24 protein-coding genes are annotated in these 25,874 nt (G+C 70.9%); 9 read left to right on the top strand and 15 right to left on the bottom strand.

Features of this window, described 5'->3' with window-relative positions:
• Positions 1 to 16 precede the first annotated feature (16 nt).
• Positions 17 to 712: a histidine phosphatase family protein gene (locus L3i22_RS09195; RefSeq protein WP_221326540.1), complete on the bottom strand. Its 696-nt coding sequence runs from the start codon at positions 710 to 712 to the stop codon at positions 17 to 19.
• 2,354 nt (positions 713 to 3,066) lie between these two features.
• Between L3i22_RS09195 and L3i22_RS09190 the strand changes: the two genes are divergently transcribed.
• Complete coding sequence (locus tag L3i22_RS09190; RefSeq protein ID WP_221326539.1) at positions 3,067 to 3,810, top strand: alpha/beta fold hydrolase; 744 nt, start codon at positions 3,067 to 3,069, stop codon at positions 3,808 to 3,810.
• Here the strand turns inward: L3i22_RS09190 and L3i22_RS09185 are convergent.
• Positions 3,773 to 4,630: an alpha/beta fold hydrolase gene (locus L3i22_RS09185; protein ID WP_221326538.1), complete on the bottom strand. Its 858-nt coding sequence runs from the start codon at positions 4,628 to 4,630 to the stop codon at positions 3,773 to 3,775. The two genes, L3i22_RS09190 and L3i22_RS09185, sit on opposite strands and share 38 nt — an antisense overlap.
• Positions 4,631 to 4,699: 69 nt before the next feature.
• Between L3i22_RS09185 and L3i22_RS09180 the strand changes: the two genes are divergently transcribed.
• On the top strand, positions 4,700 to 6,256 hold the full coding sequence (locus tag L3i22_RS09180) for a nucleotidyl transferase AbiEii/AbiGii toxin family protein (protein WP_221326537.1): 1,557 nt from the start codon (positions 4,700 to 4,702) through the stop codon (positions 6,254 to 6,256).
• Between the two features lie 128 nt (positions 6,257 to 6,384).
• Here L3i22_RS09180 and L3i22_RS09175 read toward each other — a convergent pair whose 3' ends face one another.
• The 9 genes from L3i22_RS09175 to L3i22_RS09135 all read right to left on the bottom strand — a co-directional run bounded on the left by L3i22_RS09175 (position 6,385) and on the right by L3i22_RS09135 (position 14,024).
• A complete protein-coding gene (locus L3i22_RS09175; protein ID WP_221326536.1) occupies positions 6,385 to 7,140 on the bottom strand; it encodes a maleylpyruvate isomerase family mycothiol-dependent enzyme in 756 nt (251 codons plus the stop codon).
• 90 nt (positions 7,141 to 7,230) lie between these two features.
• A complete protein-coding gene (locus tag L3i22_RS09170; protein WP_370644533.1) occupies positions 7,231 to 7,674 on the bottom strand; it encodes a metal-sulfur cluster assembly factor in 444 nt (147 codons plus the stop codon).
• A 200-nt stretch (positions 7,675 to 7,874) separates the two neighbouring features.
• Positions 7,875 to 8,330, bottom strand: coding sequence for a Fe-S cluster assembly sulfur transfer protein SufU (gene sufU, locus L3i22_RS09165; RefSeq protein WP_221329872.1), 456 nt, complete (start codon positions 8,328 to 8,330; stop codon positions 7,875 to 7,877).
• Positions 8,327 to 9,556, bottom strand: coding sequence for a cysteine desulfurase (locus tag L3i22_RS09160; protein WP_221326535.1), 1,230 nt, complete (start codon positions 9,554 to 9,556; stop codon positions 8,327 to 8,329). Before L3i22_RS09160 ends, sufU begins: the two co-directional genes overlap by 4 nt.
• 11 nt (positions 9,557 to 9,567) lie before the next feature.
• Entirely contained in the window at positions 9,568 to 10,326 is a 759-nt protein-coding gene (gene sufC, locus L3i22_RS09155) for a Fe-S cluster assembly ATPase SufC (protein ID WP_221326534.1), read from the bottom strand.
• Positions 10,323 to 10,655, bottom strand: a complete 333-nt coding sequence (locus tag L3i22_RS09150) for a non-heme iron oxygenase ferredoxin subunit (RefSeq protein WP_221326533.1) — start codon at positions 10,653 to 10,655, stop codon at positions 10,323 to 10,325. The genes sufC and L3i22_RS09150 overlap by 4 nt, the downstream gene beginning before the upstream one ends.
• Positions 10,656 to 11,783 (bottom strand): Fe-S cluster assembly protein SufD, encoded by a 1,128-nt coding sequence (gene sufD, locus L3i22_RS09145; protein WP_221326532.1) that lies wholly within the window; start codon positions 11,781 to 11,783, stop codon positions 10,656 to 10,658. It abuts the gene before it with no gap.
• 37 nt (positions 11,784 to 11,820) lie between these two features.
• Positions 11,821 to 13,242 (bottom strand): Fe-S cluster assembly protein SufB, encoded by a 1,422-nt coding sequence (sufB, locus tag L3i22_RS09140; protein ID WP_221326531.1) that lies wholly within the window; start codon positions 13,240 to 13,242, stop codon positions 11,821 to 11,823.
• Positions 13,239 to 14,024, bottom strand: a complete 786-nt coding sequence (locus L3i22_RS09135) for a helix-turn-helix transcriptional regulator (RefSeq protein ID WP_370644532.1) — start codon at positions 14,022 to 14,024, stop codon at positions 13,239 to 13,241. Before L3i22_RS09135 ends, sufB begins: the two co-directional genes overlap by 4 nt.
• 78 nt (positions 14,025 to 14,102) lie before the next feature.
• On the opposite strand from L3i22_RS09135, the gene L3i22_RS09130 reads away from it, so the two are divergent.
• Positions 14,103 to 15,071: a heme A synthase gene (locus tag L3i22_RS09130; RefSeq protein ID WP_221326530.1), complete on the top strand. Its 969-nt coding sequence runs from the start codon at positions 14,103 to 14,105 to the stop codon at positions 15,069 to 15,071.
• 398 nt (positions 15,072 to 15,469) lie between these two features.
• On the opposite strand, the gene L3i22_RS09125 is transcribed toward L3i22_RS09130, so the two are convergent.
• The 3 genes from L3i22_RS09125 to L3i22_RS09115 all read right to left on the bottom strand — a co-directional run bounded on the left by L3i22_RS09125 (position 15,470) and on the right by L3i22_RS09115 (position 17,826).
• Positions 15,470 to 16,351: a RimK family alpha-L-glutamate ligase gene (locus L3i22_RS09125; protein WP_221326529.1), complete on the bottom strand. Its 882-nt coding sequence runs from the start codon at positions 16,349 to 16,351 to the stop codon at positions 15,470 to 15,472.
• On the bottom strand, positions 16,351 to 16,644 hold the full coding sequence (locus L3i22_RS09120) for a hypothetical protein (RefSeq protein WP_221326528.1): 294 nt from the start codon (positions 16,642 to 16,644) through the stop codon (positions 16,351 to 16,353). The genes L3i22_RS09125 and L3i22_RS09120 overlap by 1 nt, the downstream gene beginning before the upstream one ends.
• A gap of 225 nt (positions 16,645 to 16,869) precedes the next feature.
• Positions 16,870 to 17,826 (bottom strand): heme o synthase, encoded by a 957-nt coding sequence (locus L3i22_RS09115; RefSeq protein WP_221329871.1) that lies wholly within the window; start codon positions 17,824 to 17,826, stop codon positions 16,870 to 16,872.
• Positions 17,827 to 18,095: 269 nt separating this feature from the next.
• On the opposite strand from L3i22_RS09115, the gene tkt reads away from it, so the two are divergent.
• The 5 genes from tkt (at position 18,096) to pgl (ending at position 24,717) form a co-directional block, all read left to right on the top strand.
• The gene (tkt, locus tag L3i22_RS09110; protein WP_221326527.1) at positions 18,096 to 20,210 is read left to right on the top strand and encodes a transketolase; all 2,115 of its coding nucleotides are present in this window, start codon (positions 18,096 to 18,098) and stop codon (positions 20,208 to 20,210) included.
• Positions 20,211 to 20,225: 15 nt separating this feature from the next.
• The gene (gene tal, locus L3i22_RS09105) at positions 20,226 to 21,341 is read left to right on the top strand and encodes a transaldolase (RefSeq protein WP_221326526.1); all 1,116 of its coding nucleotides are present in this window, start codon (positions 20,226 to 20,228) and stop codon (positions 21,339 to 21,341) included.
• 75 nt (positions 21,342 to 21,416) lie between these two features.
• Positions 21,417 to 22,934, top strand: a complete 1,518-nt coding sequence (gene zwf, locus L3i22_RS09100) for a glucose-6-phosphate dehydrogenase (RefSeq protein WP_221326525.1) — start codon at positions 21,417 to 21,419, stop codon at positions 22,932 to 22,934.
• Entirely contained in the window at positions 22,931 to 23,929 is a 999-nt protein-coding gene (locus L3i22_RS09095; RefSeq protein WP_221326524.1) for a glucose-6-phosphate dehydrogenase assembly protein OpcA, read from the top strand. The genes zwf and L3i22_RS09095 overlap by 4 nt, the downstream gene beginning before the upstream one ends.
• A 71-nt stretch (positions 23,930 to 24,000) precedes the next feature.
• Complete coding sequence (pgl, locus tag L3i22_RS09090) at positions 24,001 to 24,717, top strand: 6-phosphogluconolactonase (RefSeq protein WP_221326523.1); 717 nt, start codon at positions 24,001 to 24,003, stop codon at positions 24,715 to 24,717.
• A 4-nt stretch (positions 24,718 to 24,721) separates the two neighbouring features.
• Here the strand turns inward: pgl and L3i22_RS09085 are convergent, their stop codons facing one another.
• Positions 24,722 to 25,126: a VOC family protein gene (locus L3i22_RS09085; protein ID WP_221326522.1), complete on the bottom strand. Its 405-nt coding sequence runs from the start codon at positions 25,124 to 25,126 to the stop codon at positions 24,722 to 24,724.
• A gap of 33 nt (positions 25,127 to 25,159) precedes the next feature.
• Here L3i22_RS09085 and L3i22_RS09080 point away from each other — a divergent pair, with 33 nt between their 5' ends.
• Positions 25,160 to 25,762, top strand: coding sequence for an N-acetyltransferase (locus L3i22_RS09080; protein ID WP_221326521.1), 603 nt, complete (start codon positions 25,160 to 25,162; stop codon positions 25,760 to 25,762).
• Positions 25,763 to 25,874: the final 112 nt, after the last annotated feature.

The raw sequence follows: 25,874 nt of genomic DNA, 5'->3' as shown, positions 1-25,874 counted from the left end.
ATGTCGTTTCGATGGTTCAGGCCGGTGGCAGGTGGTCGATCACGTTGTATCGGTCAAGTTTGAGACTGTTTCCGTCGTTCACGAACCGGCTGATCGACGCATTCCGCACCGACCCCTCGGCCTGTTCGAGCGCGGCCAGCTCGGCCCAGTCCAGATCCTCGAGCACCGCACGGGTCATCAGCACCACGGCGTCGTGCGCGACCACGACCACACGCCGGTCGGCGTGCTCGCGGTGCAGGTCGTCGAGGAAGGCGGTCAGCCGCACCCGGATGTCGGCGAACGACTCGCCGCCGGGCGGCCGGTACTCCCACATGCCGGACTCGGACAGCCGCTCGGCCTCCTCCGGATACCGCGCCGCGATCGCCGCGCGGGTCATCATCTCCAGCTCACCGAGCAGGCGGTCGACGAGCCGGTCGTCCGTCCGGGGCTCCGGGGTCGCCAGGCCCGAGGCTTCCGCGGCTAGCCGCCAGGTTTCTTTTGCCCGCAGATATGGCGAAGTGACAATCGTCTCCGGGCGCTGATCGCCCGGCAGGGCGGCCAGCCAGGCGCCTACCGCTCGGGCCTGCTGCTGACCGAGATCGGTCAGCGGGACATCCGCATCGCGGCCGCTCAGGGCGACCTCCAGCAGCTCCTGCGCATCGGCCTCCGGAAAGAGGACGTTCGCGAGGCTCTGCCCGTGTCTGATCAGGATCAGTTCTGCGACTGTCGCCATGATCGGACCCTATCTGTGACGGTGTGTCGCCGGGAAGGTGCGGGGCGTGAGGATCAAATTCAAGTTCTTCATTGCCTCGGCTGCGGCCGATAACTGATCGTCGCTCCCGCGGGGACCCTTGCGGGCTTCGCAGGGCGCTGGCGCGCCCAGGACGCGAAGCCCTCCAGGGCGATGTCCGTGGGTGGTTGCGGTTTTAAGAACCCGGTGAGGCGCGAGCCGGTCACTTCGGCTCCGTGATCGCGGTTCGCGGGTCATCTGTGGACGACTCATCTCTGATTGTTTCCGCGGCGATGGGTTATCCACAGGCGGCCCTGCGGTCTTCCCGAATTTGCCATAATGGTCTGCGGAGGGGCCACTGGGGGCCGGGTCAATAGTCAGCGGGTCGTGGCGATAAATTTCGCCATTCAGGGTGGAGGTGTCAGCAGCTTTCACTAGACGGGAGGAATCATTTCCCCTCGGGGGACGGTAGGTGGAATTTGTTTTCGACGGAATTCGAGTGGGCGATTTCGGCGCACGCCCGCGGGCGCTGCTTCCGGCCGGCGACGGACGCGCGTCAGCGGACGTGACCGCCTCAACGGACGTGCCGGCCTGCGGCCGATCGGTTGCCGGCCGCGCGGGCTCAGCCCTGGCGGCTCCCGTCCGCACGGGGCCGCACGGGAGCTGCTCGGGCGGCTCCCGTGCGCGTGGGGCCACGCGGGCCGCGCAGGCCCCGCCAGGCGACTCCCGTCCGCGCGAGCCGCATAGGAGCCGCTCGGGCGGCTCCCGTCCGCGCGGGCTCCGCAGGGCCGCGCGGGCTCCGCAGGGCCGCGCGGGCTCCGCAGGGCCGCGCGGGCTCCGCAGGGCCGCGCGGGCTCCGCAGGGCCGCGCGGGCTCCGCAGGGCCGCGCGGGCTCCGCAGGGCCGCGCGGGCTCCGCAGGGCCGCGCGGGCTCCGCCCGGATGGCTCGCGTTGGGGACAACTGCTAGCCGGCACCATGCGCGGGCCCGGCACCATGCGCGAGGGCTGAAGCCTGCGGGGGCCCGGCGTCCTGCACAGAGGCAGCGTCCGGGGCAAGGCCGGCCCCGCGCGGCACAGCCCCGGGCGGCGCGGCAGCGGGCGGCGCGGCAGCGGGCGGCGCGGCAGCGGGCGGCGCGGCAGCGGGCGGCGCGGCAGCGGGCGGCGCGGCAGCGGGCGGCGCGGCAGCGGGCGGCGCGGCAGCGGGCGGCGCGGCAGCGGGCGGCGCGGCAGCGGGCGGCGCGGCAGCGGGCGGCGCGGCAGCGGGCGGCGATGTCCGGGGTGGGGCTGGCGGCACGGCGGCGGGCGGAGTGGGGCCGTCGGTGGGTCGTGCGGCGGTATCCGCGGCGGGGTCGGTCGCAGGTGGTGCGACGGTGCCCGAGGCGGGTGGTGCGGTTGGCGGTGCGGTTGGCGGTGCGGTGGTTCGGGCGCGGATCTGGCGTAGGCGTTCGGCGTGGCGGCGCTTCAGGCCCCAGGCTCGGTGCCTTTCGTGTTCGCGGCGGAATTCGTCGCGGCTTGCCGAATAATTGCGGAATGCTGTCCGGTCCCGCAGGCCACTGATTTGGCTCCTACTAAACAATGATAGCTGCGTCATAGAACAATCATGGCAGCCGCCGAGGCTCATGTGTAAGCGCTTGTCCCGCCATTCTTCAGCACATCCTGCGAATGTTGCCGACTTTGGTAATGCAACCTCAATTGTTGCCGAAATAAAATACGGCCGACAGGGCAACCTCAGCCATCCAGGAACCGCAATCCGGCGTCGCCCACCGCACCCAGCCGCTACGCCGCCTGGAAAGCCGGCCTCAGCCACCCATCACCCGCAGCCGACGCACGCCCTGGAGACGGACACCAGCCATCGGCGGCGGAGGGGGTCGAGGCCGTTTGACGGCGCGGCGCGGTTGGCGCGGCGGGGCGAGGCGGCGCGAGGCGGGCCGGCAGGGCTGGGCGGCGCGGCGGGGCGCGGGGCGGCGCGGGGCACGGCGCCGGGGCACGGCGCCGGGGCACGGCGCCGGGGCACGGCGCGAGGCGGCGCGGGGCACGGCGCGAGGCGGCGCGGGGCACGGCGGCAGGGCTGGGCGGCGCGGGGCGGGCCGGCAGCGCGGGGCGGGGCGGTTGGCGCGGGGCGGGGCGGTTGGCGCGGGGCGGGGCGGTTGGCGCGGGGCGGGGCGGTTGGCGCGGGGCGGGGCGGTTGGCGCGGGGCGGGGCGGTTGGCGCGGGGCGGGGCGGTTGGCGCGGGGCGGGGCGGTTGGCGCGGGGCGGGGCGGTTGGCGCGGGGTAGCTGGCGGGGCTGGGTGGTTGGTGGGGCTGGGTGGGCTGGAACCCGGGTGCGGGTGGAGGGGGGCTGTCACTAGGGTCGATCGGATGAGGATTGCGTGTGATGTGGCCGGGGATGGGCCCGGTGTCCTGTTGTTGCACTCGACCGTCTGTGATCGACGGATGTGGGATTCGCAGGTTTCTGCGCTTGTCGCGGCTGGGTTCCGGGTGACTCGGTGTGACTTCCGGGGGTTTGGGGAGAGTCCGCTCCCGGGGACGCCCTGGAACGACGCCGAGGATGTTGTCGAGCTGGTCGCGGAGGGGCCGGTGACCGTGGTCGGGGCCTCCGGGGGTGGGCAGATCGCGCTGGAGATCGCCGCGCGCTGGCCGGAGCGGGTCGCCGGGCTGGTGCTGCTCTGTTCGGCGCTGCCCGGGTTTCCGAAGAGCGCCGAGCGGCGGGCGTTCGCCGAGCGGGAGGATGCGCTGCTGAGTGCCGGGGATCTCGACGGCGCGGTGGAGGTGAACGTCGAGCAGTGGCTCGGGCCCGCGGCCGGGCCGGAGCAGCGGGCCGCGGTGCGGGTCATGCAGCGCCGGGTCTTCGAGCTGCAGCCACCGGATCTGCCGGAGCCGGAGCAGATCGACGTCGAGTGGGATCTGGCCACGATCGTCGCGCGGACGCTACTGGTCTCCGGGAAACACGACCTTCCGGATTTCCGGGACATCGCGCTGCACCTGGCCGCGACTCTGCCGGACGCGCGGCACGTCGAGCTCGACTGGGCCGGTCACCTGCCGAGTCTGGAGCGACCCGACGTGATCAACTCACTGTTGATCGATTTTTTAAGAACCCGATGACTTTCTGTACGAACCAGTCCGCGTCGTCCAGCCACGCGAAGTGGCCGCCGTCCGGCACCATCGCCACTTCCGCGTGCGGGAACAGGCCCGCGTACTCGGCGGCGTGCTTCGGCGGCAACTGCATGTCCGCCTCGCCCGCGATCACCAGCACGGATGCGGGCAGACGGGCGAGCTCCGCCCGTACCCAATCGGGGTTGAAAGCCCCCGCGGCGTTGTAGGTCGCGGCCGCGACCTTGTTCTTCTGCCCTGCCTCGCGGGCCGAATAGGCCTGGGTCTCCGCGTCCCAGCGGCCGTAGATGAACGGTGCGAGGGCGCGGCCGTCGGCCGGGGTGGCCCGGCCGGTCCGCACGCGTTCGAGGGCGGCGAACGCCTCCGGGAACCAGGGTTCGCCGCGCCGCGCCTCGGCGATCCGCTGCCGGTCGGTGTCGGAGATCTCCAGGTTCACCGCGCGCGGGCTCGGGTTGACCAGCACGAGCCGGCGCACGCGGGTCGGGTGCGCGACCGCGTAGAGCAGCGCGAGGCTGGCGCCGGCGGAGTGCCCGAGCAGGTCGAAGCGCTCCAGGCGGACCCGCTCGCGCAACGCCTCGACGTCCGGGACCTGGCGGTCGCAACGGTACGTCGCGGGATCCGCCGGCGCACCCGAGTCGCCGGTGCCGCGCAGGTCCGGGATCAACAGCAGCCGATGCGCGGAGAGGCCGCCGAGGTCCCCGAGATACGTCCCGGCCTGCATCGGACCACCGGGGAGACACACCAGCGGCTCGCCGGAGCCGGAGCGGTGCAGAGCGAGTCGGAGACCATCGGGGGCGATGAAGGTGTCCACCTCCGGATCCTATGCGCGCCGCTCGATATCTTGCCGAAATTGTCGGAGGGACGGCTTAGGCTCCCGGCCGTGACAGAGATATCGGGGGACTTCGAGACGCATGTGACCGTGCCGGCCGGGCAGGCCGGGGCGCTGGCCGGGTTCGCGGCCGAGCACGGGGTGAAGTTCCTGCACATCGAGCTGGACCGGGGCGAGTCGGCGTCGCAGCCGATGCTGACCCTGCACGGCAGCGGCACGTTCATGGCCCAGGTCGTCGCCGTGCAGGACTGGTGCGACCGGCTGCGGGCGGCCGGGCTGGAGCCGATCCGCGCCAAGATCGAGGCGACGCCGTGGGCCGTCGGGGTGCCCCAGCAGGAGTCCGACGTCCACGGCGAGCCGGCGTATCGATATTTCGAGCATCATCTCAAGCTGCGCCTGCCGGCCGGGACCGAGCTCGGGCCGATCACCGAGCTGGCCGAGTCGCACGGCGCCCGCCTGTCGCGGAACGCGCGGGCGAGGTCGGCCGACGGCGCCGAGGTCCGGTTCGTCAACCAGCGCTGCCACCGGGTCGGGCGGGCGGTCGCGTCGGAGCGGCTCGAGCTGCTGGCCGGCGCGCTGCGGGCGGCCGGGCACGAGGTGGTCTCGGTCGAGCAGGAGTACGTGGTGCTCGACGACAACCTGCGGCTGGACAGCGGCTGGCTGCCGGGCTCCGCCGCCGCGCGGGACGACCGCCGGGACCGGATCGCTCCGGAGTACTCGCGCGACTTCCCGGCCACCTATCACGCGGTGCCGCAGCGCACGGGCGTGCTGCAGCGGCTGGTCTTCGACCCGGCGCTGAAGCAGCATGCCGACGCCTACCGGGCCGGCGAGCCGGTCTTCGACGATCCGGAGGTCGGCGAGCGCTGGCGGGCCGCCCGGCGGGCCGCGCTGCGACACGTCCTCACCGTGCTGGCCGGCGGATTCTGGGGGCGGTATCTGGTGCTCCGCGGCAGCGCCGCCATGCCGGCCTGGGTCGGCGCGGCCGCCCGGGAGCCGGGTGACCTGGACTTCGTGGTCACGCCGGCCACCGTCACCAGCGGCGGTGCGGAGGCGCAGGCGCTGATCGAGGGGGTCGTCGCCGAGCTGGCTCAGCGGCCCGGTGCCGGGCTGCGACCGGACCGGGTCGGGCGGTCCGCGATCTGGACCTACGAGCGGGCCGACGGTCTCCGCCTGGTGATCCCGTTCCAGCAGCGCGGCATCCCGGACGGGTCCGTGCAGGTCGACCTGGTCTTCGGCGAGGAGTTGCCGATCCCGCCGGAGCTGGTTCGGGTGCCCGGTGTGCAGCGCCCGGTGCCGGCGGCGACCGCCGGGCTGTCGCTGGCCTGGAAACTGCTGTGGCTGGCGACCGACCGCTATCCGCAGGGCAAGGACCTGTACGACGCGGTGCTGCTGGCCGAGCACACCGGTGTCGACCTCGCGCTGGTCCGGGACCTGATGCGGCCGGAGCTGGGGGGCGAGGCCGACGAGTTCAGCGCGCAGTCGGTGCTGGGCTGGCCGGATGTGCAGTGGGACAACTTCGCCCTGGAGTATCCGGAGCTGGTCGCCGAGGGGCACGAGTTGCCGTGGCTGCGGCGGCTCGCGGTGGCCCTGCATCGCGCCTGGTCCTGACCAGGCGCGATGCCGGAGTTTCCGCACGGCCCGGCCGCGGATCGAGGCCGGGCACGGGCGGGATCAGGCGGCGGGCGGGCGCGGTCCGAGGCAAACGCGGGCGAACGCGGGGCGCGGGCGCGGGCGGGTCAGTTGATCTGGGACCAGGTGCGGAGCTGGGTGGCCACCTCCCGGTCCCCGTCGATGCGGACGTCCTCCAGCGCGATCCGGCGATAGAGGAACAGCACCAGGTCACTGGCCGTCCCCTGGATCCGGGTCACCGGCTCGCCGCTGGCCGCCGGGTCCACGGTCGCCCCGGACGGCGAGAGGTCGACCGTCCAGGACGGCCCCTCGATCGCCTGGAACTGCACCCGCGCCGGCCGGTGCGGCCACGCCCCGAGGGCCCCGAGACAGGTGCTGAGGAACTCGCCGACACCGTCGACGGCCACCCCGGCTGGCAGCGGTTCCGGCTTGCCGAGGGCTTCCAGCGCGTCGTACGCGTGCACGGCCGTCTCCTGCACCTGATGCCGCGCGATCGCCCCCGCGGTGTACGGCGCCGCCCCCGCCGGCCACCACGCCCAGCACGGCGTGTCCGGGCCGGCCGCGCGCAGGGCGGCCCCGAGCATCCGGGTCGACTCGCCGAACCATTCGAGCAGGTCGCTCTGTGGGAACGTGCTGCCCTTGCGGTCCCGCGGCGGCGGGCCGGTCGGGTCGGCCTCGGTCACCACCAGCGCCCAGAAGCGCTGCACCTCGCCGAGGTGGGCGACCAGGTCACGCAGTGACCAGTCGGGACAGCCGGGCACCCGGGCACCCATGTCGGGGGCGCTCGCGGCGGCGGCCCGCAGCGTCGCGGACCGCTCCTCGACCAGGGTGACCAGCTCGGGGAAGGGCGCAGTCGGAGTCATGTCCGGTTTCTACCACCGGAAAATGACAAAAGGCGGCACGCTTCTCGCGCGCCGCCCTTTGGACGTACGTTTCCGACCCGACCCAGCAGGTCAGACGTTGAAGCCGAGAGCCCTGAGCTGCTCGCGACCGTCATCAGTGATCTTGTCCGGGCCCCACGGCGGCAGCCACACCCAGTTGATCCGGAAGTCCTGGACCAGGCCGCCACCGGGGCCGGTGGTCAGCGCCTGCCGGGTCTGGTCCTCGATCACGTCGGTCAGCGGGCAGGCCGCCGACGTCAGCGTCATGTCCAGCGTGACCACGTTGTCGTCGTCGACGTGGGTGCCGTAGACGAGGCCGAGGTCGACGACGTTGATCCCGAGCTCGGGGTCGACGACGTCCTTCATGGCCTCTTCGACCTCGTCCTGGGTGGCCTTCTTGACCGGCCCGGTCTTCTCCGGCGCGGTCTCCGCGACGGCCGGGACGGCCGAGACACCGGCCGCCGGGACCTCGACGACCTCGCCGGCGTCGGCGGCCGCGGCCCGCTCCTCGGCCAGCCAGTTCGGCACCTCGTCGTCGGCGGCCGACGTCACGCCGGCCGGGGCGGCCGCCAGCGTCCGCGCGGTGTCACCGTCGTCCGAGTGACCGTGGTGGCCGTGGTCGTGGCCATGGTGGTCATGGTCGTGGCCGTGGTGGTCATGGTCGTGGCCGTGGTGGTCATGGGAGTGGTCGTGGGTCACGGTATCGGTCTCGCTGCTCATGCCTTCACCTCCGGGCTCGCGCCCACCTCGACGCCGGCCCGGGCCGCCGCGTCCTTGAATGCCATCCACGGCAGCAACGCACACTTCACCCGAGCCGGGAACTTCGCCACCCCGGCGAAGGCGATGCCGTCGCCGAGCACGTCCTCGTCCGGCTCGACGGTGCCACGGCTCTGCATCAGCTCCACGAACGCGTGGTGGATCCGCGACGCGTCGTGGACATCCTGGCCCTGCAGCAGCTCGTGCAGCACGGACGCGGACGCCTGGCTGATCGAGCAGCCCAGACCGTCGTACGAAATCTCGGAAAGATCTTGATTGACCCGCATGGTGATCTCGTCACCGCAGGTCGGGTTGACGTGGTGCGCCTCCCCGTCGAACGGGTCGCGCAGCCCACGTCCGTGCGGGTGCTTGTAGTGGTCCAGGATGATGTCCTGGTACAGCCCGTCGAGCATCAGCCGAACACCTTCCGGACCTGGTCGAGACCGCGCGCCAGGGCGTCGATCTCGGCCGTGGTCGTGTAGAGGTAGAACGAGGCCCGGGTCATCGCCGGCACCCCGAACCGCACGCAGACCGGGCGGGCACAGTGGTGGCCGACCCGCACCTCGACGCCGAGCGCGTCCAGGATCTGCCCGACGTCATGGGGGTGTACCCCCTCGACGCCGAACGACACGGTGCCACCCCGGTTGACCGGGGACGCCGGGCCGTAGATGCGCACGCCGGGGACCGCCGCGAGCTGGTCCAGCGCGTACGCGGTGATCTCCTGCTCGTGCCGGTGGATCTCGTCCATGCCGATGCCGGTCAGGTAGTCCACCGCCGCGCCGAGCCCGATCGCCTCGGTGATCGGCGGGGTGCCGGCCTCGAAGCGGGCGGGCGGCGCGGCGAACGTGGTCTTCGCCATCGTGACCGTCTCGATCATCGAGCCGCCGGCCAGGAACGGCGGCATCTGCGCGAGCAGGTCGAACCGGCCCCACAGCACGCCGATGCCGGTCGGGCCGAGCATCTTGTGGCCGGTGAACGCGATGAAGTCGACACCGAGCGCGCGCACGTCCACCGGGAAGTGCGGCACCGACTGGGAGGCGTCCAGCATGACCAGCGCGCCGACCTGACGGGCCCGGGCCACCAGCGCGGCTGGGTCGTTGATCGTGCCGAGCACGTTGGACATGTGCGCGACCGAGACCAGTTTGGTGCGCTCGTTGACCAGCTCGGCGAGCTGGGACTCGTCGAGCCGGCCCTCGTCGGTGATGCCGAACCAGCGCAGCGTGGCCCCGGTCCGCTCGCAGAGCAGCTGCCAGGGCACCAGGTTCGAGTGGTGCTCCATCTCGGAGATCACGATCTCGTCGCCCGGGCCGAGCTTGAGGAACTGCCCGGCGGAGTGCGCGACCAGGTTGATCGCCTCGGTGGAGTTCTTGGTGAAGATCACTTCATCGGGGCTGCCCGCACCGATGAAGCTCGCGATCTTCGCCCGCGCGCCCTCGTACATCTCGGTCGACTCGGTGCCCAGGGTGTGCACCGAGCGCGACACGTTGCCGTTGTGCTTCTCCTGGTGCGCGCGCATGACGTCGAGCACCTGCACCGGCTTCTGCGAGGTGTTGGCGCTGTCCAGGTAGACCAGCGGGTGGCCGTTCACCTCCCGCTCGAAGATCGGGAAGTCCTTGCGCACCCGCTCGACGTCGAAACTCATGCTCGGTCTCCTCAGGCCTTGGCGAGGAACTTCTCGTAGCCTTCGGCCTCGAGACGGTCGGCCAGTTCGGAGCCGCCCTCCTCGACGATCTTGCCGCCGACGAAGACGTGCACGAAGTCCGGCTTGATGTAGCGCAGGATCCGGACGTAGTGGGTGATCAGCAGGAAGCCGGTCTCGCCGTTCGCCCGGACCCGGTTGACGCCCTCGCTGACGATCCGCAGCGCGTCGATGTCGAGGCCGGAGTCGGTCTCGTCGAGGATCGCCATCTTCGGCTTGAGCAGCTCGAGCTGCATGATCTCGTGCCGCTTCTTCTCGCCGCCGGAGAAGCCCTCGTTGACGTTGCGCTGGGCGAACGCCGGGTCCATCTGCAGCTTCTCCATGGCCCCGCGCAGCTCGCCGGCCCAGGTGCGCAGCTTCGGCGCCTCGCCGTCGATCGCGGTCTTCGCGGTCCGCAGGAAGTTGGCCACCGAGACGCCGGGGACCTCGACCGGGTACTGCATCGCCAGGAAGAGGCCGGCCCGGGCCCGCTCGTCCACGGTCAGGGCCAGGATGTCCTGGCCGTCCAGGGTCACCGAGCCGCCGGTGATCTGGTACTTCGGGTGGCCGGCGATGGAGTAGGCCAGCGTCGACTTGCCGGAGCCGTTCGGGCCCATGATGGCGTGCGTCTCGCCCGACTTGATGGTGAGGTCGACCCCGGCGAGGATCGGCTTCAGCTCGCCATCCGGCAGCTTCACCGAAACCTGCAGGTCGCGGATCTCCAGGGTGCTCACGGCTCTACTCCATTGCTCGGTGTCGTCGAAACGTAGATGTCTCCGTCGCGGATCTCGACGGGGTAGACCGCCACCGGGTCGATGGCGGGCGGTCCGGAGGGCTCCCCGGTACGAAGATCGAAACGGGATCCGTGCAGCCAGCATTCCAGCGTGCACCCGTCGATCTCACCCTCGGAGAGCGCCACCGAGGCGTGGCTGCACTCGTCCCGTACCGCGTAGAAGTTGTCGTCGTCGGCGTGCACCACCGCGATCTCGACACCGTCGACCTCCACCTGGAGGGCGGTGCCTTTCGCGATGTCGGTCACCGGGCCGACGTTCTCGAAAGCCATTTAAGCGCCGGCCTCCACCAGACGGGCCTCGATGGCGTCGCCCAGGCGCTCGCGCAACGCTTCGACCGGGATCTTGTTGATCAGCTCGGCGAAGAAGCCGCGGACCACCAGCTTGCGCGCCTCGCCCTCCGGGATGCCGCGCGCCATCAGGTAGAACAGCTGCTCGTCATCGAAGCGACCGGTCGCGCTCGCGTGTCCCGCACCGGCCACTTCGCCGGTTTCAATTTCCAGATTGGGTACGGAGTCAGCCCGCGCCCCGTCGGTCAGGACGAGGTTCCGGTTGATCTCATAGGTGTCCGTGCCGGTGGCAGCGGCCCGGATCAGCACGTCCCCGACCCAGACGGTGTGCGCGGACGCGCCCTGCAGCGCCCCGCGGTAACCCACGTAGCTGCGGCAGTCCGGCACGCTGTGGTCGACCAGTTGACGGTGCTCCTGGTGCTGGCCGGCGTCGGCGAAGTACAGCCCCCAGAGCTCGGCGTCGCCGCCGCGACCGGCGTATTCCACGCTGGTGAACTGGCGGACCAGGTCGCCACCGAGGGTGACCTGCACGTGCTGCACCCGGGCGTCCTTGCCGACCCGGAACTTGACGTGCTGGGCCTGCACCGCGTCGCGGTCCCAGTCGGCGACCGTGACCAGGGTGAGCTGGGCGCTGTCGCCGATCACGACCTCGATGTTGTCGGCCAGGGTGACCGTGCCGGTCTGCTCCAGCACGATCGTGGCCTTGGCGAAGTTGCCGACCCGCACCACGGTGCGCGCGGCCGCGGCGTCGCCGCCCTTGCCGACCACCTGGATCACGGCGGCCTCGGCCGGCTCGGCCTCGGCCGCCACCTCGATCACGGTGACGCCGGCGGCCGAGCCGTAGGCCAGCGCGCTGACCCGGTCGAACGGGGTGAGCACCGGGTCCACGTCGTCGGCGCTGAACACCGTCACGCCGGCGGGCAGGTCGCCGTGCTCCACCGACGGGGCGGCGCCGGTCAACGACGTGGCCTTGACCAGGTCACGGAGCCGCTTGAGCGGGGTGAAACGCCACTCCTCCTCCCGGCCGTTGAGGGCCGGGTAGTCGGTGACGTCGAAGGAGCGCAGCACCTGCGACTTGGTGCTCGGCGGGGCGATGACCTCGGTTGTCATTTCTTCCTTATGTCCGCTTTGAATAGGTGGCCGGGTTTTAACCCACGGCCCCTTCCATCTGCAGCTCGATCAGCCGGTTCAGCTCCAGCGCGTACTCCATCGGGAGCTCCTTGGCGATCGGCTCGATGAAGCCACGCACGATCATGGCCATCGCCTCGTCCTCGGTCAGACCGCGGCTCATCAGGTAGAAGAGCTGGTCCTCGCTGACCTTGGAGACGGTCGCCTCGTGGCCCATGTTCACGTCGTCCTCGCGGATGTCCACGTACGGGTACGTGTCCGAGCGGGAGATCGTGTCGACCAGCAGCGCGTCGCACTTGACCGTGCTCTTCGAGTGCGCGGAGCCCTCGAGGACCTGGACGAGACCGCGGTACGACGTACGGCCACCGCCACGGGCGATCGACTTGGAGATGATCGTCGAGGAGGTGTGCGGCGCGGCGTGCACCATCTTGGCGCCGGAGTCCTGGTGCTGACCCGCGCCGGCCATCGCGATCGACAGCACCTCGCCCTTGGCGTGCGCGCCGGTCATGTAGACCGCCGGGTACTTCATGGTCACCTTGGAGCCGATGTTGCCGTCGACCCACTCCATGGTCGCGCCCTCTTCGCAGGTGGCGCGCTTGGTGACCAGGTTGTAGACGTTGTTCGACCAGTTCTGGATGGTCGTGTAACGGACCCGGGCGTTCTTCTTCACGACGATCTCGACGACCGCGGAGTGCAGCGAGTCGGACGAGTAGATCGGCGCCGTGCAGCCCTCGACGTAGTGGATGTAGCTGCCCTCGTCGGCGATGATCAGCGTGCGCTCGAACTGGCCCATGTTCTCCGTGTTGATCCGGAAGTAGGCCTGCAGCGGGATGTCGACGTGCACACCCTTCGGCACGTAGATGAACGAGCCGCCGGACCAGGTCGCGGTGTTCAGCGCGGCGAACTTGTTGTCACCGACCGGGATCACCGTGCCGAAGTACTCCCGGAAGAGCTCCTCGTGCTCGCGCAGGGCGGTGTCGGTGTCCAGGAACAGGACGCCCTGCGCCTCCAGGTCCTCGCGGATCGCGTGGTAGACGACCTCGGACTCGTACTGCGCGGCGACGCCGGAGACGAGGCGCTGCTTCTCGGCCTCCGGGATGCCCAGCTTGTCGTACGTGTTCTTGATGTCCGCGGGCAGGTCGTCCCAGGTGGCGGCCTGCTTCTCGGTGGAGCGCACGAAGTACTTGATGTTCTGGAAGTCGATGCCGGTGAGGTCGGCGCCCCACGACGGCATCGGCTTGCGGTCGAACAGACGCAGGCCCTTCAGACGCAGGTCGAGCATCCACTGCGGCTCGCTCTTCAGCGCGGAGATGTTGCGCACCACCGCCTCGGAGAGGCCACGCTGCGCGGTCGCACCCGCGACATCGGCGTCGGCCCAGCCGTACTCGTACTTACCGAGTGCGGCCAGGTGCTCTTCCTGAGTGACGATCTGGTCAGTCATGTATCTGTCCTAACCGTGTTTGCGGCGGTGTGCATAAAGGCAGTCGCAGTCCGTTTTAGGGGCGGCGGGCGGGGCGGTTGGATGGGGGCGGGGATGTGCGTGGTGCACACCCCGTCGCCGTGCGCGATGGTGGCGAGGCGCTGCACGTGGGTGCCGATGAGCCGGGAGATGACTTCGGTCTCGGCGTCGCACAGCTGAGGAAACTCGGCAGCCACGTGGGCCACCGGGCAGTGGTGCTGGCACAACTGTCCGCCGGACGCGATCGTGGTCGCGCTGGCAGCGTAGCCCTCCGCGGTCAGCGCGTCGGCGAGCGCCTCCGCCCGCGCGAGCGGGTCGGGGCCGGCCTCCTGCAGGGCCGTGCGGCAGCGGTCCTCCAGCGCCTGGATCTGGGATCCGGCGAACGCGGAGACCGCCTCCGGGCCGTGGTGCTGGGCGATCCAGCGCAGCGCCGCGGCGGCGATATTGTCGTAGTGGTGCGGGTTGAGATCCTCACGGGCGGCGGCGGTGAGCACGAACGCCTTGGCCGGGCGGCCCCGGCCGCGCGGGCCGGTGCGGCGCACCTCGCGGGTCTCGACCAGCTGATCGGCGAGCATCGCGTCCAGGTGCTTGCGGATCGCGGCCGGGCTCAGGCCCAGCTGGCCGCCGATCTCCGCGGCGGTGGCCGGGCCACGCTGCAGGAGCTGGGCGACCCGATCGCGGGTGCGGCCGTCCGACGCCGCGGCAGTCGCCGCGGCACCGTCGCCTAGCTGCACCTGGTATTTCACTACGCCAACGTTACGTATTTCCTCCGGGAGCTGCAAACCGGCCTTCGGTGATCCACCACACCGGGCCTTAAATTCAAGATCAAATTGGCGCGTACGATGCCACGGGTGAAGTCCTTCGCGCCGCTGTTACGCCCGTTCGCCGCCTGGTTGCGCCCGCTGGCCCTGGCGTCCCTGGTCGCCAACGTCGCGCTGATCGTCACCGGCGCGGCGGTCCGGCTCACCGACTCCGGCCTCGGCTGCCCCACCTGGCCCAAGTGCACGGACGGGTCCTACACGACGACGTCCGCGATGGGCGTGCACGGCGTCATCGAGTTCGGCAACCGGATGCTCACGTTCGTGCTGGTCTTCCTGGCCATCGCGTGCTTCCTGGGCGCGCTCGGCCACCGGCCGCGCCGCCGGTCCCTGGTCTGGCTGTCGGTCGCGGTCGGGTTCGGCATCCCGATGCAGGGCGTGGTCGGCGGGATCACCGTGCTGACCCACCTGAACCCGTGGGTGGTCGGGCTGCACTTCCTGCTCTCGATCGCGCTGATCACCGTGGCGTACGCGTTCTGGCGCCGGATCGACGAGGGCGACGCCCGCCCGGCCCCGCTGGTCCCCGCCCCGCTGCGCGTCCTCGGCGCGCTCACCACGCTGGCCAGCCTGGCCGTCGTCGCGGTCGGCGTGATCGTGACCGGCAGCGGCCCGCACTCCGGCGACCGCGGCGCCAAGCGCAACGGGCTGGACCCGGCGGCGATCTCCCAGGTCCACGCGGACCTGGTGTTCCTGCTGATCGGCCTCTCGGTGGCGCTGTGGTTCGCGCTCCGCGCGGTCCCGGCCCCGGCGGCCGCCGTCCGCGCGGCGCTGACGCTGGTCGTGGTGGAGTTCGCACAGGGGCTGATCGGCTTCGTGCAGTACTTCACGCACCTGCCGGTGGCGCTGGTCGCCGCCCACATGCTCGGCGCCGGCCTGGTCTGGACGGCGACGCTCGGGGTGCTGTGGTCGATGCGCGAGCGGGCGGCCCTCCCGCAGGAGGCGCCCACCTCCGCAGCGCCGACGCCGGCCCAGGAGCCGGTCCCCGCCGCCTGATCCCCTAGCACACGCCGCCGCTCAGCGGCGGTTTTCCACAGTGGCGCACTGTCCACAGGCAACCGACGCGGCATCTCGATTCCTGCCAGGATGGTCACCGGCGGAACCACAGCCGGGCACGGAACCGGCTGAGGGGACGCGGCGGTCGGCACCGGGCGGCGGCGCGGCGGCGGCCCGGGACGAGACCACCTCGCGCACCCGCGCACCGGGCGGCGGCGCGGCGGCGCGGCGGCGCGGCGGCGGCCCGGAGCGAGACCACCTCGCGCACCCGCGCACCAGGCGGCGGCGCCGTGGCGGCCCGGTGGGGCGCGGGCGTCGCGGACCGTGGGTCGTGGACGGGCTGGTGCGGTTGGCGGGCCGAACGGCCGTACCGCGGAAAGATTGTGGTCTTTAAGGGGTCAGAGTCTCGCGAGGACGGCGCTGGTGAGGCGGGCGGCGGCGTCCGGGGACTCGCTGAGGAACAGGGAGGGCTCGGTCAGTTCGAACTCGAGCATCAGCGGCGTGCCGGCCGGGCCCTGGATGACGTCGATCCGGGCGTAGAGCAGGCGCTTCGCGCCGTCCGGGACGGCGGCGAGGGCGCGGCGGGCGACCTCGAGCTCGGCCTCCGACGGGGTGCGCGGGGTGATGTCCTCGCTGCCCGGGTTGATCTCGTGCTCGCCGTGCTCGGTGAGCATCGGTCCCTTGCGGACGGCGTGGCTGAACGTCAGGTCGCCGGCGGCGTCCGGAAGGAACAGCAGCGCGGTCTCGCCGAGCGTGTCCACCGCGGAGAGATACGGCTGGATCATCGCGGTGCGGCCGGCGCCGGTGAGGCGGGTGACATGTGCCCGGGCCGCTGCCTGCTGGGCGGGCAGGAGGTAGCGGGCGGTGTCCTGGCTGCCGGCCGAGACGGTCGGCTTGACCACCCACTCGCCGGTGGCCGGTGGGTCCCAGGTCTCACCGGGGGCGACGAAGCCGGTCGGGATGACCGGGACGCCGGCGGCGGCGAGCTCGCCGAGGTACCGCTTGTCGGTGTTCCAGGCGATGATGTCGGCCGGATTGGCCAGCCGCGGGACGCCGCGCGCCCACGCCACGAACTGGTCGTGGCGGGCGACGTAGTCCCACGGCGAGCGGATCACGGTGAGGTCGTAGACGGACCAGTCGGCGTCCGTGTCGTCCCAGCGCACCACGTCCACGACCACGCCGCGCTCGCGCAGACCGTCGCGCAGCGGGTGGTCGTCCTCCCACAGGTCGGGGAAGGCGGCGCAGGTGACCAGGGCGACCCGGGCGTCGACGGCGGGCATCAGCGCGCCATGCTCCGGCGTGCCATCGACCGCCAGAGGTCGTTGCTGGGCCGCATCTGCTCCAGGAGCTCGCGCTCCCACTCGTTCTCGATCTGCACGCCCGCACCCTCGCACGCCTGCCGCGCGACGCCGGTGTCCTGGGCGAACTGGTCGGACCACTCGCCGTCCTCGCCGACGAGAACGATGCGGGCGCCGCGCTTGCCGACGTACTCGATGACCGCCTTCGCACCGCCGTGCCCGGCGGCGAAAGACTTGATCTCAGATGTCAGCGTCGTTACGGAACCTTCTGCCATGACTCGCAGCCTAAGCAATCAGCGACGCGCCGCGGGGTACTCCGGATGCCTTTTGTGACACCCGTTACCTGCGGGTTTAGCTTTTTGACGCATTGTTATGCCCGAATTGCGACCGATATGTCGGTTAACTAAGATCAGCCTAATGAGTGACGGACAGTAGTTGACACGCGTCACAATCCGGGCATCGTGTGCGACTTCCCCGTAACCAGATCACCGAGGGCGATCTCAGACCAGCGCATCGACGGCGATCGCCATGAAGAGCAGCGTCAGGTACGTGATGGAGAGCTGGAACAGGCGCATCGGCTTCACCATGCCGCCGTTGCGGGTCTGGTAGACCAGCCGCACCGACTCACCGAGGAACGCGACGCCGGTCACGATCGCCACCCCGCCGTAGATCCAGCCGAGCCCGAGGCCCCGGCCGAGCGGCCAGGCGGCGAGCGACGACGCCACGGTGAGGACGGTGTAGAGGATGATCTCGAAGTTCACCCGGGCCACCGAGCGCACCACCGGGAGCATCGGGATGCCGGCCCGGGCGTAGTCGTCCTTGTACTTGATGGCGAGTGCGTAGAAATGCGGCATCTGCCAGAAGAAGACAACTGCGAACAGGGCCCAGCCCATCGCGGAGATCGAACCGGTGACCGCGGCCCAGCCGATGACCACCGGCGCGGCCCCGCAGACGCCGCCCCAGAACGTGTTCGCCGGGGTGCGGCGCTTCAGCCACAGCGTGTAGATCACGTCGTAGTAGAAGATCGAGAACGCGGTCAGCGCGGTCGCCAGCCAGTTGGTCAGCAGCGCCATCAGCACCACCGACACCACCGCCAGCGTCAACCCGAAGATCAGCACCGCGCGCGGGGTGATCTGGTGGGTCGGCAGCGGCCGCCGCTTGGTCCGCTTCATCAGGACGTCGATGTCGCGGTCGATGTAACAGTTGAGCGCGCTCGCCGCGCCACCCGCCAGTGCGCCCCCGACCAGCACCGCGAAGAAGGTGACCAGGTCCGGCCACCCGCCGGCGGCCAGCATCATCGTCGGCACCGTGGTGACCAGCAGCAGTTCGACGATGGCCGGCTTGGTCAGCGCGACGTACGCGCGGAACACCGCCATCCGGTCACGTCGTGTCTCGACGCGTGGCGCAGGCTCCGCCACGCCGGGCGACCGTCGCTGGACGGAACGCTCGGTGATCATGCTCACGGACAGCCACCTTCCGGCATTTGGACCAACTCGCGGCCGCCTGCCGGTCGATGATCGACCCGGCCGAGCCGCCCGGACAGCCTACGCGCCACCGTCTCCGCTGCTCGGGGCACCCGGCACGGGTGGAGACCATCACACACTTCAACCGTGTGTCCGCTCACAGCGTATGTGCCTACGGCGTTCGCTGCGCAGACGTTTAGCCCTACTGGATAGGGTCAAGCCGAAAAGGGTTCCACAATCCTGCCCGAGGGAGCACAACAGACGTGGGTGCCAACATTCCTGCTCTCAACTGGTCCGACCTCGACCGCAAGGCGGTCGACACGGTTCGGGTGCTGGCCATGGATGCCGTCGAGAAGGCCGGCAACGGCCACCCCGGCACGGCCATGAGCCTGGCACCGGCCGCCTATCTGCTGTTCAACCGCGTGCTGCGGCACGACCCGACCGACCCCCACTGGGCGGGCCGCGACCGGTTCGTGCTGTCCTGCGGTCACTCCAGCCTCACCCTCTACATTCAGCTCTTCCTCAGTGGTTACAGCACCTCGCTGGCCGACCTGCAGTCGCTGCGCCAGTGGGACTCGTTGACCCCGGGTCACCCGGAGTACGGCCACACCCCCGGTGTGGAGATCACCACCGGCCCGCTGGGCCAGGGCATCGGCAACGCGATCGGCATGGCCATGTCGGCCCGCCGCGAGCGTGGCCTGTTCGACCCGGCGTCCGCCGCCGGCGAGTCCCCGTTCGACCACTACGTCTACTCGATCGCCTCGGACGGCGACATCGAGGAGGGCGTCAGCCACGAGTCGAGCGCGCTCGCCTCGGTGCAGAAGCTCGGCAACCTCACGGTGATCTACGACGACAACCAGATCTCCATCGAGGACGACACCCGGATCGCCAAGTCCGAGGACGTCGGCGCCCGGTACGCCGCGTACGGCTGGCACGTCCAGACCGTCGACTGGCGCTCCTCCGAGCCGTACGTGGAGGACGTCGAGGCGCTCTGGGCGGCGATCCAGGCCGCCAAGCAGGTGACCGACAAGCCGTCGTTCATCGTCCTCAAGACGATCATCGGCTGGCCGGCGCCGAAGAAGCGGAACACCGGCAAGATCCACGGCTCGGCGCTGGGTGCCGCCGAGATCACCGCCACCAAGGAGCTGCTCGGCTTCGCCGACGAGCCGTTCGCCATCGACGACGAGGTCGTCAAGCACGCGCAGCAGGCCGTCGAGCGCGGCAAGGCCGAGCACGCCGAGTGGCAGAAGGCGTTCGACGCCTGGGCCGCCGGCAACGCCGAGGGCAAGGCGCTCTTCGACCGGCTCGCCACCCGGACCCTGCCGGACGGCTGGCACAAGGCGCTGCCGGAGTTCCCCGCGGACGAGAAGGGCCTGGCCACCCGGGCCGCGTCCGGCAAGATCCTGAAGGCGCTCGCGCCGATCCTGCCCGAGCTGTGGGGCGGGTCCGCCGACCTGGCGGAGAGCAACAACACGACCATGGAGGGCGAGCCGTCCTTCATCCCGTCGGAGTACGCCACCAAGGCCTTCCCGGGTAACGAGTACGGCCGCACGCTGCACTTCGGCATCCGTGAGCACGGCATGGGCTCGATCCTGAACGGCATCGCGGTGCACGGTGGCACGCGGCCGTACGGCGGCACGTTCCTGGTCTTCAGCGACTACATGCGGGGCGCCGTCCGGCTCTCCGCGCTGATGAAGCTGCCGGTCACCTTCGTCTGGACGCACGACTCGATCGGCCTCGGCGAGGACGGCCCGACGCACCAGCCGATCGAGACGCTGACCGCGCTGCGCGCGATCGTCGGCCTCGACGTGGTCCGCCCGGCCGACGCCAACGAGACCGCGTGGGCCTGGCGCGGCGCGCTGGAGCACACCGACCGGCCGACCGCGCTGGCGCTGTCCCGGCAGAACCTGCCGACCGTCGACCGGACGAAGTTCGCGTCCGCCGAGGGCACCCTCAAGGGCGGCTACGTGCTGTCCGAGGCGTCCACCGGCACCCCGAAGGTGATCCTGATCGCCAGCGGCTCCGAGGTGCAGATCGCGCTGACCGCGCAGGAGCGCCTGGAGGCCGAGGGCACCCCGACGCGGGTCGTCTCGATGCCCTGCCAGGAGTGGTTCTTCCAGCAGGACGTGGCGTACCAGCAGGAGGTCATCCCGAACGGGGTGAAGGCCCGGGTCACCGTCGAGGCCGGCATCCGGATGAGCTGGGACCGCATCCTCGGCGACGCCGGCGAGGCGGTCAGCATCGAGCACTACGGCGCCAGCGCCCCCGCCAAGATCCTTTTCGAGCAGTTCGGTTTCACCGCGGACAACGTCGTGGCGAAGGCCAACGCCTCGCTGGCCAAGGTCGGCGAGATCACCGGTCACAAGACCGGCAACTGACAGGAGTTGAAGGTAATGACCGACAGACTGGCTGAGCTGTCCGCCCAGGGCGTGGCAGTGTGGCTCGACGACCTCTCCCGCGTTCGCCTGACCAGCGGCTCGCTCGACAAGATGCGCCGCGAGCAGCACATGGTCGGGGTCACCACGAACCCGAGCATCTTCCAGAAGGCGCTGTCCGACGCGGACGCCTACGACTCGCAGCTGCGTGACCTGGCCGTCCAGGGCGTGACGGTGGAGGAGGCGGTCCGGTTGATGACCGGCGCCGACGTCCGCGCCGCCGCCGACGTGCTGCGCCCGGCGTACGACGCCTCCAACGGGGTCGACGGCCGGGTCTCGATCGAGGTGGACCCGCGCAAGGCGCACGAGACCGCGTCGACCGTCGCCGAGGCGAAGACGCTGTGGTGGCTCGTCGACCGGCCGAACCTGTACATCAAGATCCCGGCGACGCTGGCCGGCCTGCCCGCGATCACGTCGACGCTGGCGGCCGGCATCAGCGTCAACGTCACGCTGATCTTCTCGCTGGAGCGCTACCGGGCGGTCATGGACGCGTTCCTGACCGGTCTGGAGCAGGCGAAGGCGAACGGCCACGACCTGTCCAAGATCGGCTCGGTGGCGTCGTTCTTCGTCTCCCGGGTCGACTCCGAGGTGGACAAGCGCCTCGACAAGATCGGCAGCGACGAGGCCAAGGGCCTCAAGGGCAAGGCCGCGATCGCCAACGCGCGGCTGGCCTACGAGGCGTACGAGGAGGTCTTCGGCACCGACCGCTGGAAGGCGCTGGCCTCCGCCGGAGCCAACCCGCAGCGGCCGCTGTGGGCCTCCACGTCCACCAAGAGCCCGGACTTCCGCGACACGATCTACGTCGAGGAGCTGATCGCGCCCGGCACGGTGAACACCATGCCGGAGTCGGTCATCGTGGCGTACGCGGACCACGGCGAGACCAAGGGTGACACCGTCACCGGCAACTACGGCGACGCCAAGCAGGTCTTCGCCGACCTGGCGTCGGTGGGCATCGACTTCGACGACGTCGTGAAGGTCCTCGAGGACGAGGGTGTCGACAAGTTCGAGTCGGCCTGGAAGGACCTGCTCGTCAACGTCGACAAGTCGCTGAAGGCGGCCGGCGCCGGCGCCTGACGAATACCTTGCGGCCTGTCGCGGAACACTTCGCGACAGGCCGCTCCGTTCGCGAAAAACTGGCAGGATGGCAACGTGGGTAATCCGCTGCGTACCGCACAGGACCGACGTCTTCCGCGGATTCCGGAGCCCTGCGCTCTGGTGATCTTCGGGGTCACCGGTGACCTGTCCCGTAAGAAGCTCATCCCGGCCGTGTACGACCTGGCCAACCGTGGTCTGCTGCCTCCCGGTTTCGTCGTGGTGGGCTTCGCCCGGGCGGACTGGGGCGACGGCGACTTCGAGTCGCTGGCCTACGCCGCCGCCAAGAAGGGCGCGCGTACGCCCTGGCGGGAAGACGTCTGGCAGCGGCTCTCGAGCCAGTTCCAGTTCGTTCCCGGCTCGTTCGACAACGACGACGACTTCGACAAACTCTCCGAGACCCTGGACCAGTTGCGCGAGCGCAACGGCATCCAGGGCAATACGGCCTTCTACTTCTCGATCCCGCCGGCCGCGTTCCCGCTGGTGCTCAACCAGCTCAACCGCACCGGCCTGGCGGACAGCGACAAGCTCGGCGGCTGGCGCCGGGTGGTGGTGGAGAAGCCGTTCGGCAACGACCTGGCCACCGCGGTCTCGCTGAACCAGCTCGTCGACGACGTGTTCCATCCGGCCGACGTCTACCGGATCGACCACTACCTGGGCAAGGAGACGGTCCAGAACATCCTGGCCCTGCGCTTCGCGAACAGCCTGTTCGAGCCGGTGTGGAACTCGAAGTACGTCGACTCGGTGCAGATCACCATGGCCGAGGACGTCGGCATCGGCACCCGGGCCGCGTTCTACGACGCGTCCGGCGCCGCCCGCGACGTGCTGCAGAACCACCTGCTCCAGCTGCTCGCGCTGGTCGGCATGGAGGAGCCCACCAGCTTCGACCCGCAGGAGGTGCGGGCCGAGAAGCTGAAGGTGCTCAAGGCGATCAGCCTGCCGGCCGACATCACCAAGGGCTCGGTCCGCGGGCAGTACCTGCCGGGCTGGGTGGCCGGCGAGCGCGCTCCGGGCTACCTGGAGGAGAAGAACATCCCGGCGGATTCCAAGACCGAGACGTACGTCGCGGTCCGCCTGGGCATCCAGAACCGGCGCTGGGCGGGCGTCCCGTTCTACGTGCGGGTCGGCAAGCGGATGCCGCGCCGGGTCACCGAGATCGCGATCCTCTTCAAGAAGGCGCCGCACCTGCCGTTCGATCCGGCCGACGTGGAGATGCTGGGCCACAACCAGCTGATCCTGCGCGTGCAGCCGGACGAGGGCGTGGTGCTCAAGTTCGGCTCCAAGGTGCCCGGCACCGCCATGGAGGTCCGCGACATCGCGATGGACTTCCAGTACGGCGAGGCCTTCACCGAGTCCAGCCCGGAGGCGTACGAACGCCTGGTGCTGGACGTGCTGATCGGCGACCGGACGCTGTTCCCGGACGCCGCCGAGGTGGAGCAGTCCTGGCGGGTCATCGACCCGCTGGAGGCGGCCTGGGCGGGCACCACACCGGAGCCGTACCGGTCCGGCGAGTGGGGCCCGCGGGCGTCCGACGAAATGCTGGAAAACGAAGGCCGCGCCTGGAGGCGAGCATGATCGGGCTGTGGGACACCACCGGTAACGAGGTCGTCAAGGCCCTCACCGCGGAACGCCGCAGCGCCGGGGGCGTCGCCTCCGGCCTGGCGCTCACCCTGATCGCCGTGGTCGAGGAGAAGAAGGTCCGGGAGGCCGAGGCGGCCGCGACGATCGCGGCGGCGGCCCACCCGTGCCGGGTGCTCATCGTGGTCCGCTCCGACCTGGACGGCCGCAGCCGGCTGGACGCGGAGATCGTCGTCGGCGGCCGGCTGGGCCCGGCCGAGGCGGTCGTGATGCGGATGTACGGCCGGCTGGCGCTGCACGCCGAGTCGGTCGTCATCCCGCTGCTCGCCCCGGACGTCCCGGTGGTCACCTGGTGGCACGAGGAGCCGCCGAACATGATCGCCAACGACTTCCTCGGCATCATCTCGGACCGCCGGATCACCGACAGCGCGCAGGCGCCCGACCCGGTGGCCGCGCTGCGGCAGCGGGCGGTCGACTACGCGCCCGGCGACACCGACCTCACCTGGACCCGGATCACGCTGTGGCGGACCCTGGTGGCCGGCGCCTTCGACACCACCGACGCCCGGGTGACCGGCGCGACGATCGTGGCGCCGGAGAAGGACCCGACCGCCTGGCTGATGCTCGGCTGGCTGAAGTCCCGGCTCGGCATCGAGCCGGTGCTCCAGCACACCGACCGGTCCCCGCGGCTGCTCTCGGTCGAGCTGCAGTGTGAGAACGGCGACTGCGTGCGGGTCACCCGCGAGGAGGGCACCGCGCTGTTCAGCCGGACCGGTCAGGAGGACCGGTACATGCCGCTGCCGAAGCGGCCGGTCGGCGACGAGCTCGCCGAGGAGCTGCGCCGGCTCGACGCCGACCAGATCTACGCGGAGGCGCTCGGGGCGATGGCCGGCCTGTCCGGTCTGGACCTCCGCCCGCCGATGCGCGTGCACGTCTGGAAGGATCCGGCGCTGGCGGCCCGGGCGGCCAGCCCGACCGACGCGATGGCCGGCTGAGCATCGTTTTTTCGAGTGAGGGGCCGTCCGCCGGTGGCGGGCGGCCCTTTCGTCACCAAAGGAGAGCCAACTTGAGTGAGACCGTGGTCGTGGTGGTTCCGGACGCCGACATCCTGGCGTCCACGGTGGCGGCACGGCTCGTCATCCGGATCATCGACGCGCAGGCGGTGCACGGCACGGCGAGCGTGGTGCTGACCGGTGGCCGGGTGGCCGCCAAGGTGCTGGGTCAGCTGCGGGAGCTGCCGGCCGCGGCGGCGATCGACTGGTCCCGGGTGGACCTGTGGTGGGGCGACGAGCGCTTCCTGCCGGCCGGTGACCCGGACCGCAACGAGACCCAGGCCCGGGCGGCGGTGCTGGACGCGCTGCCGCTGGACCCGGCCCGGGTGCACGCGATGCCGGCCAGCGACGGGCCGGACGGCGACGACGCGGAGGCGGCCGCCGCGCGCTACTCCGCGGAGCTGACCGCGGCCGGGCTCCGCTTCGACGTGCTGATGCTCGGCGTGGGCGAGGACGGGCACGTGGCGTCGCTCTTCCCCGGGCACCCGGTGCTGGAGCGCAGCGGGGTCGCGGTGGCCACCTACGACAGCCCGAAGCCGCCGCCGACCCGGATCACGCTGACCCTGGCGACGATCCGGAACGCCGACGAGGTGTGGCTGGTGGCGGCCGGGCCGGACAAGGCCGAGCCGATCGGCACGGTGCTGCGGGGCGGGGACCTTCCGGCGGGACAGGCTCACGGCGTACGCAAGACGCTGTTCCTTCTTGATGAGGCGGCGGCCTCGAAGCGCTAGAAAGTCAGGCGCGCGACGAGATCTGCTGCACCGCCCAGCCGTTCCCGTCCGGGTCGCTGAAGAAGACGAACCCGACGTTGTCCAGCGGATCCGGGGTCGGCGTCGGGTTCTCCCCCAGCGTGGTCACCTCGCTGACGTCGACCCCGCGAGCCACCAGCTCGGCGTGCGCCGCCCGGATGTCGCGGACCACCAGCTGCAGGCCCTTCAGCGAGCCGGGCGGCATGTCCGGCACCGCGCCCCGGCCGATCACGATCGAGCAGCCGCTGCCCGGCGGGGTCAGCTGCACGATGCGCACCTCGCCGAAGGACGTGTCGTGGTCGACCTGGAAGCCGAGTTGCTCGGCGTAGAACTTCTTGGCCCGGTCGATATCGGCGACCGGGACGACGACCACCTCGAGAGTCCAGTTCATTCCGACCATGCTGCCATCCGTAGACTTCGGTAGGTGCCAGTTGCGATACGCGCCTACCGATCGAGCGACCTCGACGCCATCTACGACATCTGCGTCCGCACCGGTGACGCGGGCCAGGACGCCCGGGGGAAGTACAGCTCCGACCGCCTGCTCGGGGACATCTGGGCGGCGCCCTACGTGATCCTGGAGCCGGAGCACGCGCACGTGCTCGACGACGGGACCGGGCGCGCGGTCGGCTACGTGATCGGCGCCGCGGACACCGCGAAGTTCGTCGAGCGCTACCGGGCCGAGTGGCTGCCGGTCACCGCGGCGCGGCTGGTCGACGGCGACCCGCGCGACGAGGAGATGCTGGACCTGCACCGGCACCCGGAGCGGATGATCCACCCCGAGCTCGCCGGCCACCCCGCGCACCTGCACATCGACCTGCTGCCGGAGTGGCAGGGGCGGGGGCAGGGCCGGGGGCTGATGGCCGCGTTCCTGGCCGGGCTGCGGGCCGCCGGGGTGCACCGGGTGCACCTGGGCATGGCGCCGTCGAACCACGGCGCCTACGCGTTCTACCAGCGGCTCGGCTTCCGGGACCTGCCGGTTCAGGACTCCGGCGCGCTCTTCCTGGGCCGGGACACCAGCCCGCTCTGACCCGGTTTCCCGGGCCAGGATCAAGATCAAGATCAACGGCCGGCTTCGGTACGGCGGGAGCCCGGCCCCGCCGTACCCCGGAAGCAGTTGCCTTGAGCGCAAGCGAAAGGCC

This window comes from Actinoplanes sp. L3-i22 (genome assembly GCF_019704555.1).
Lineage (GTDB): Bacteria > Actinomycetota > Actinomycetes > Mycobacteriales > Micromonosporaceae > Actinoplanes.
Note: the sequence above shows the minus strand (reverse complement) of the source record. Positions and strands in the feature narration are given on the sequence as shown.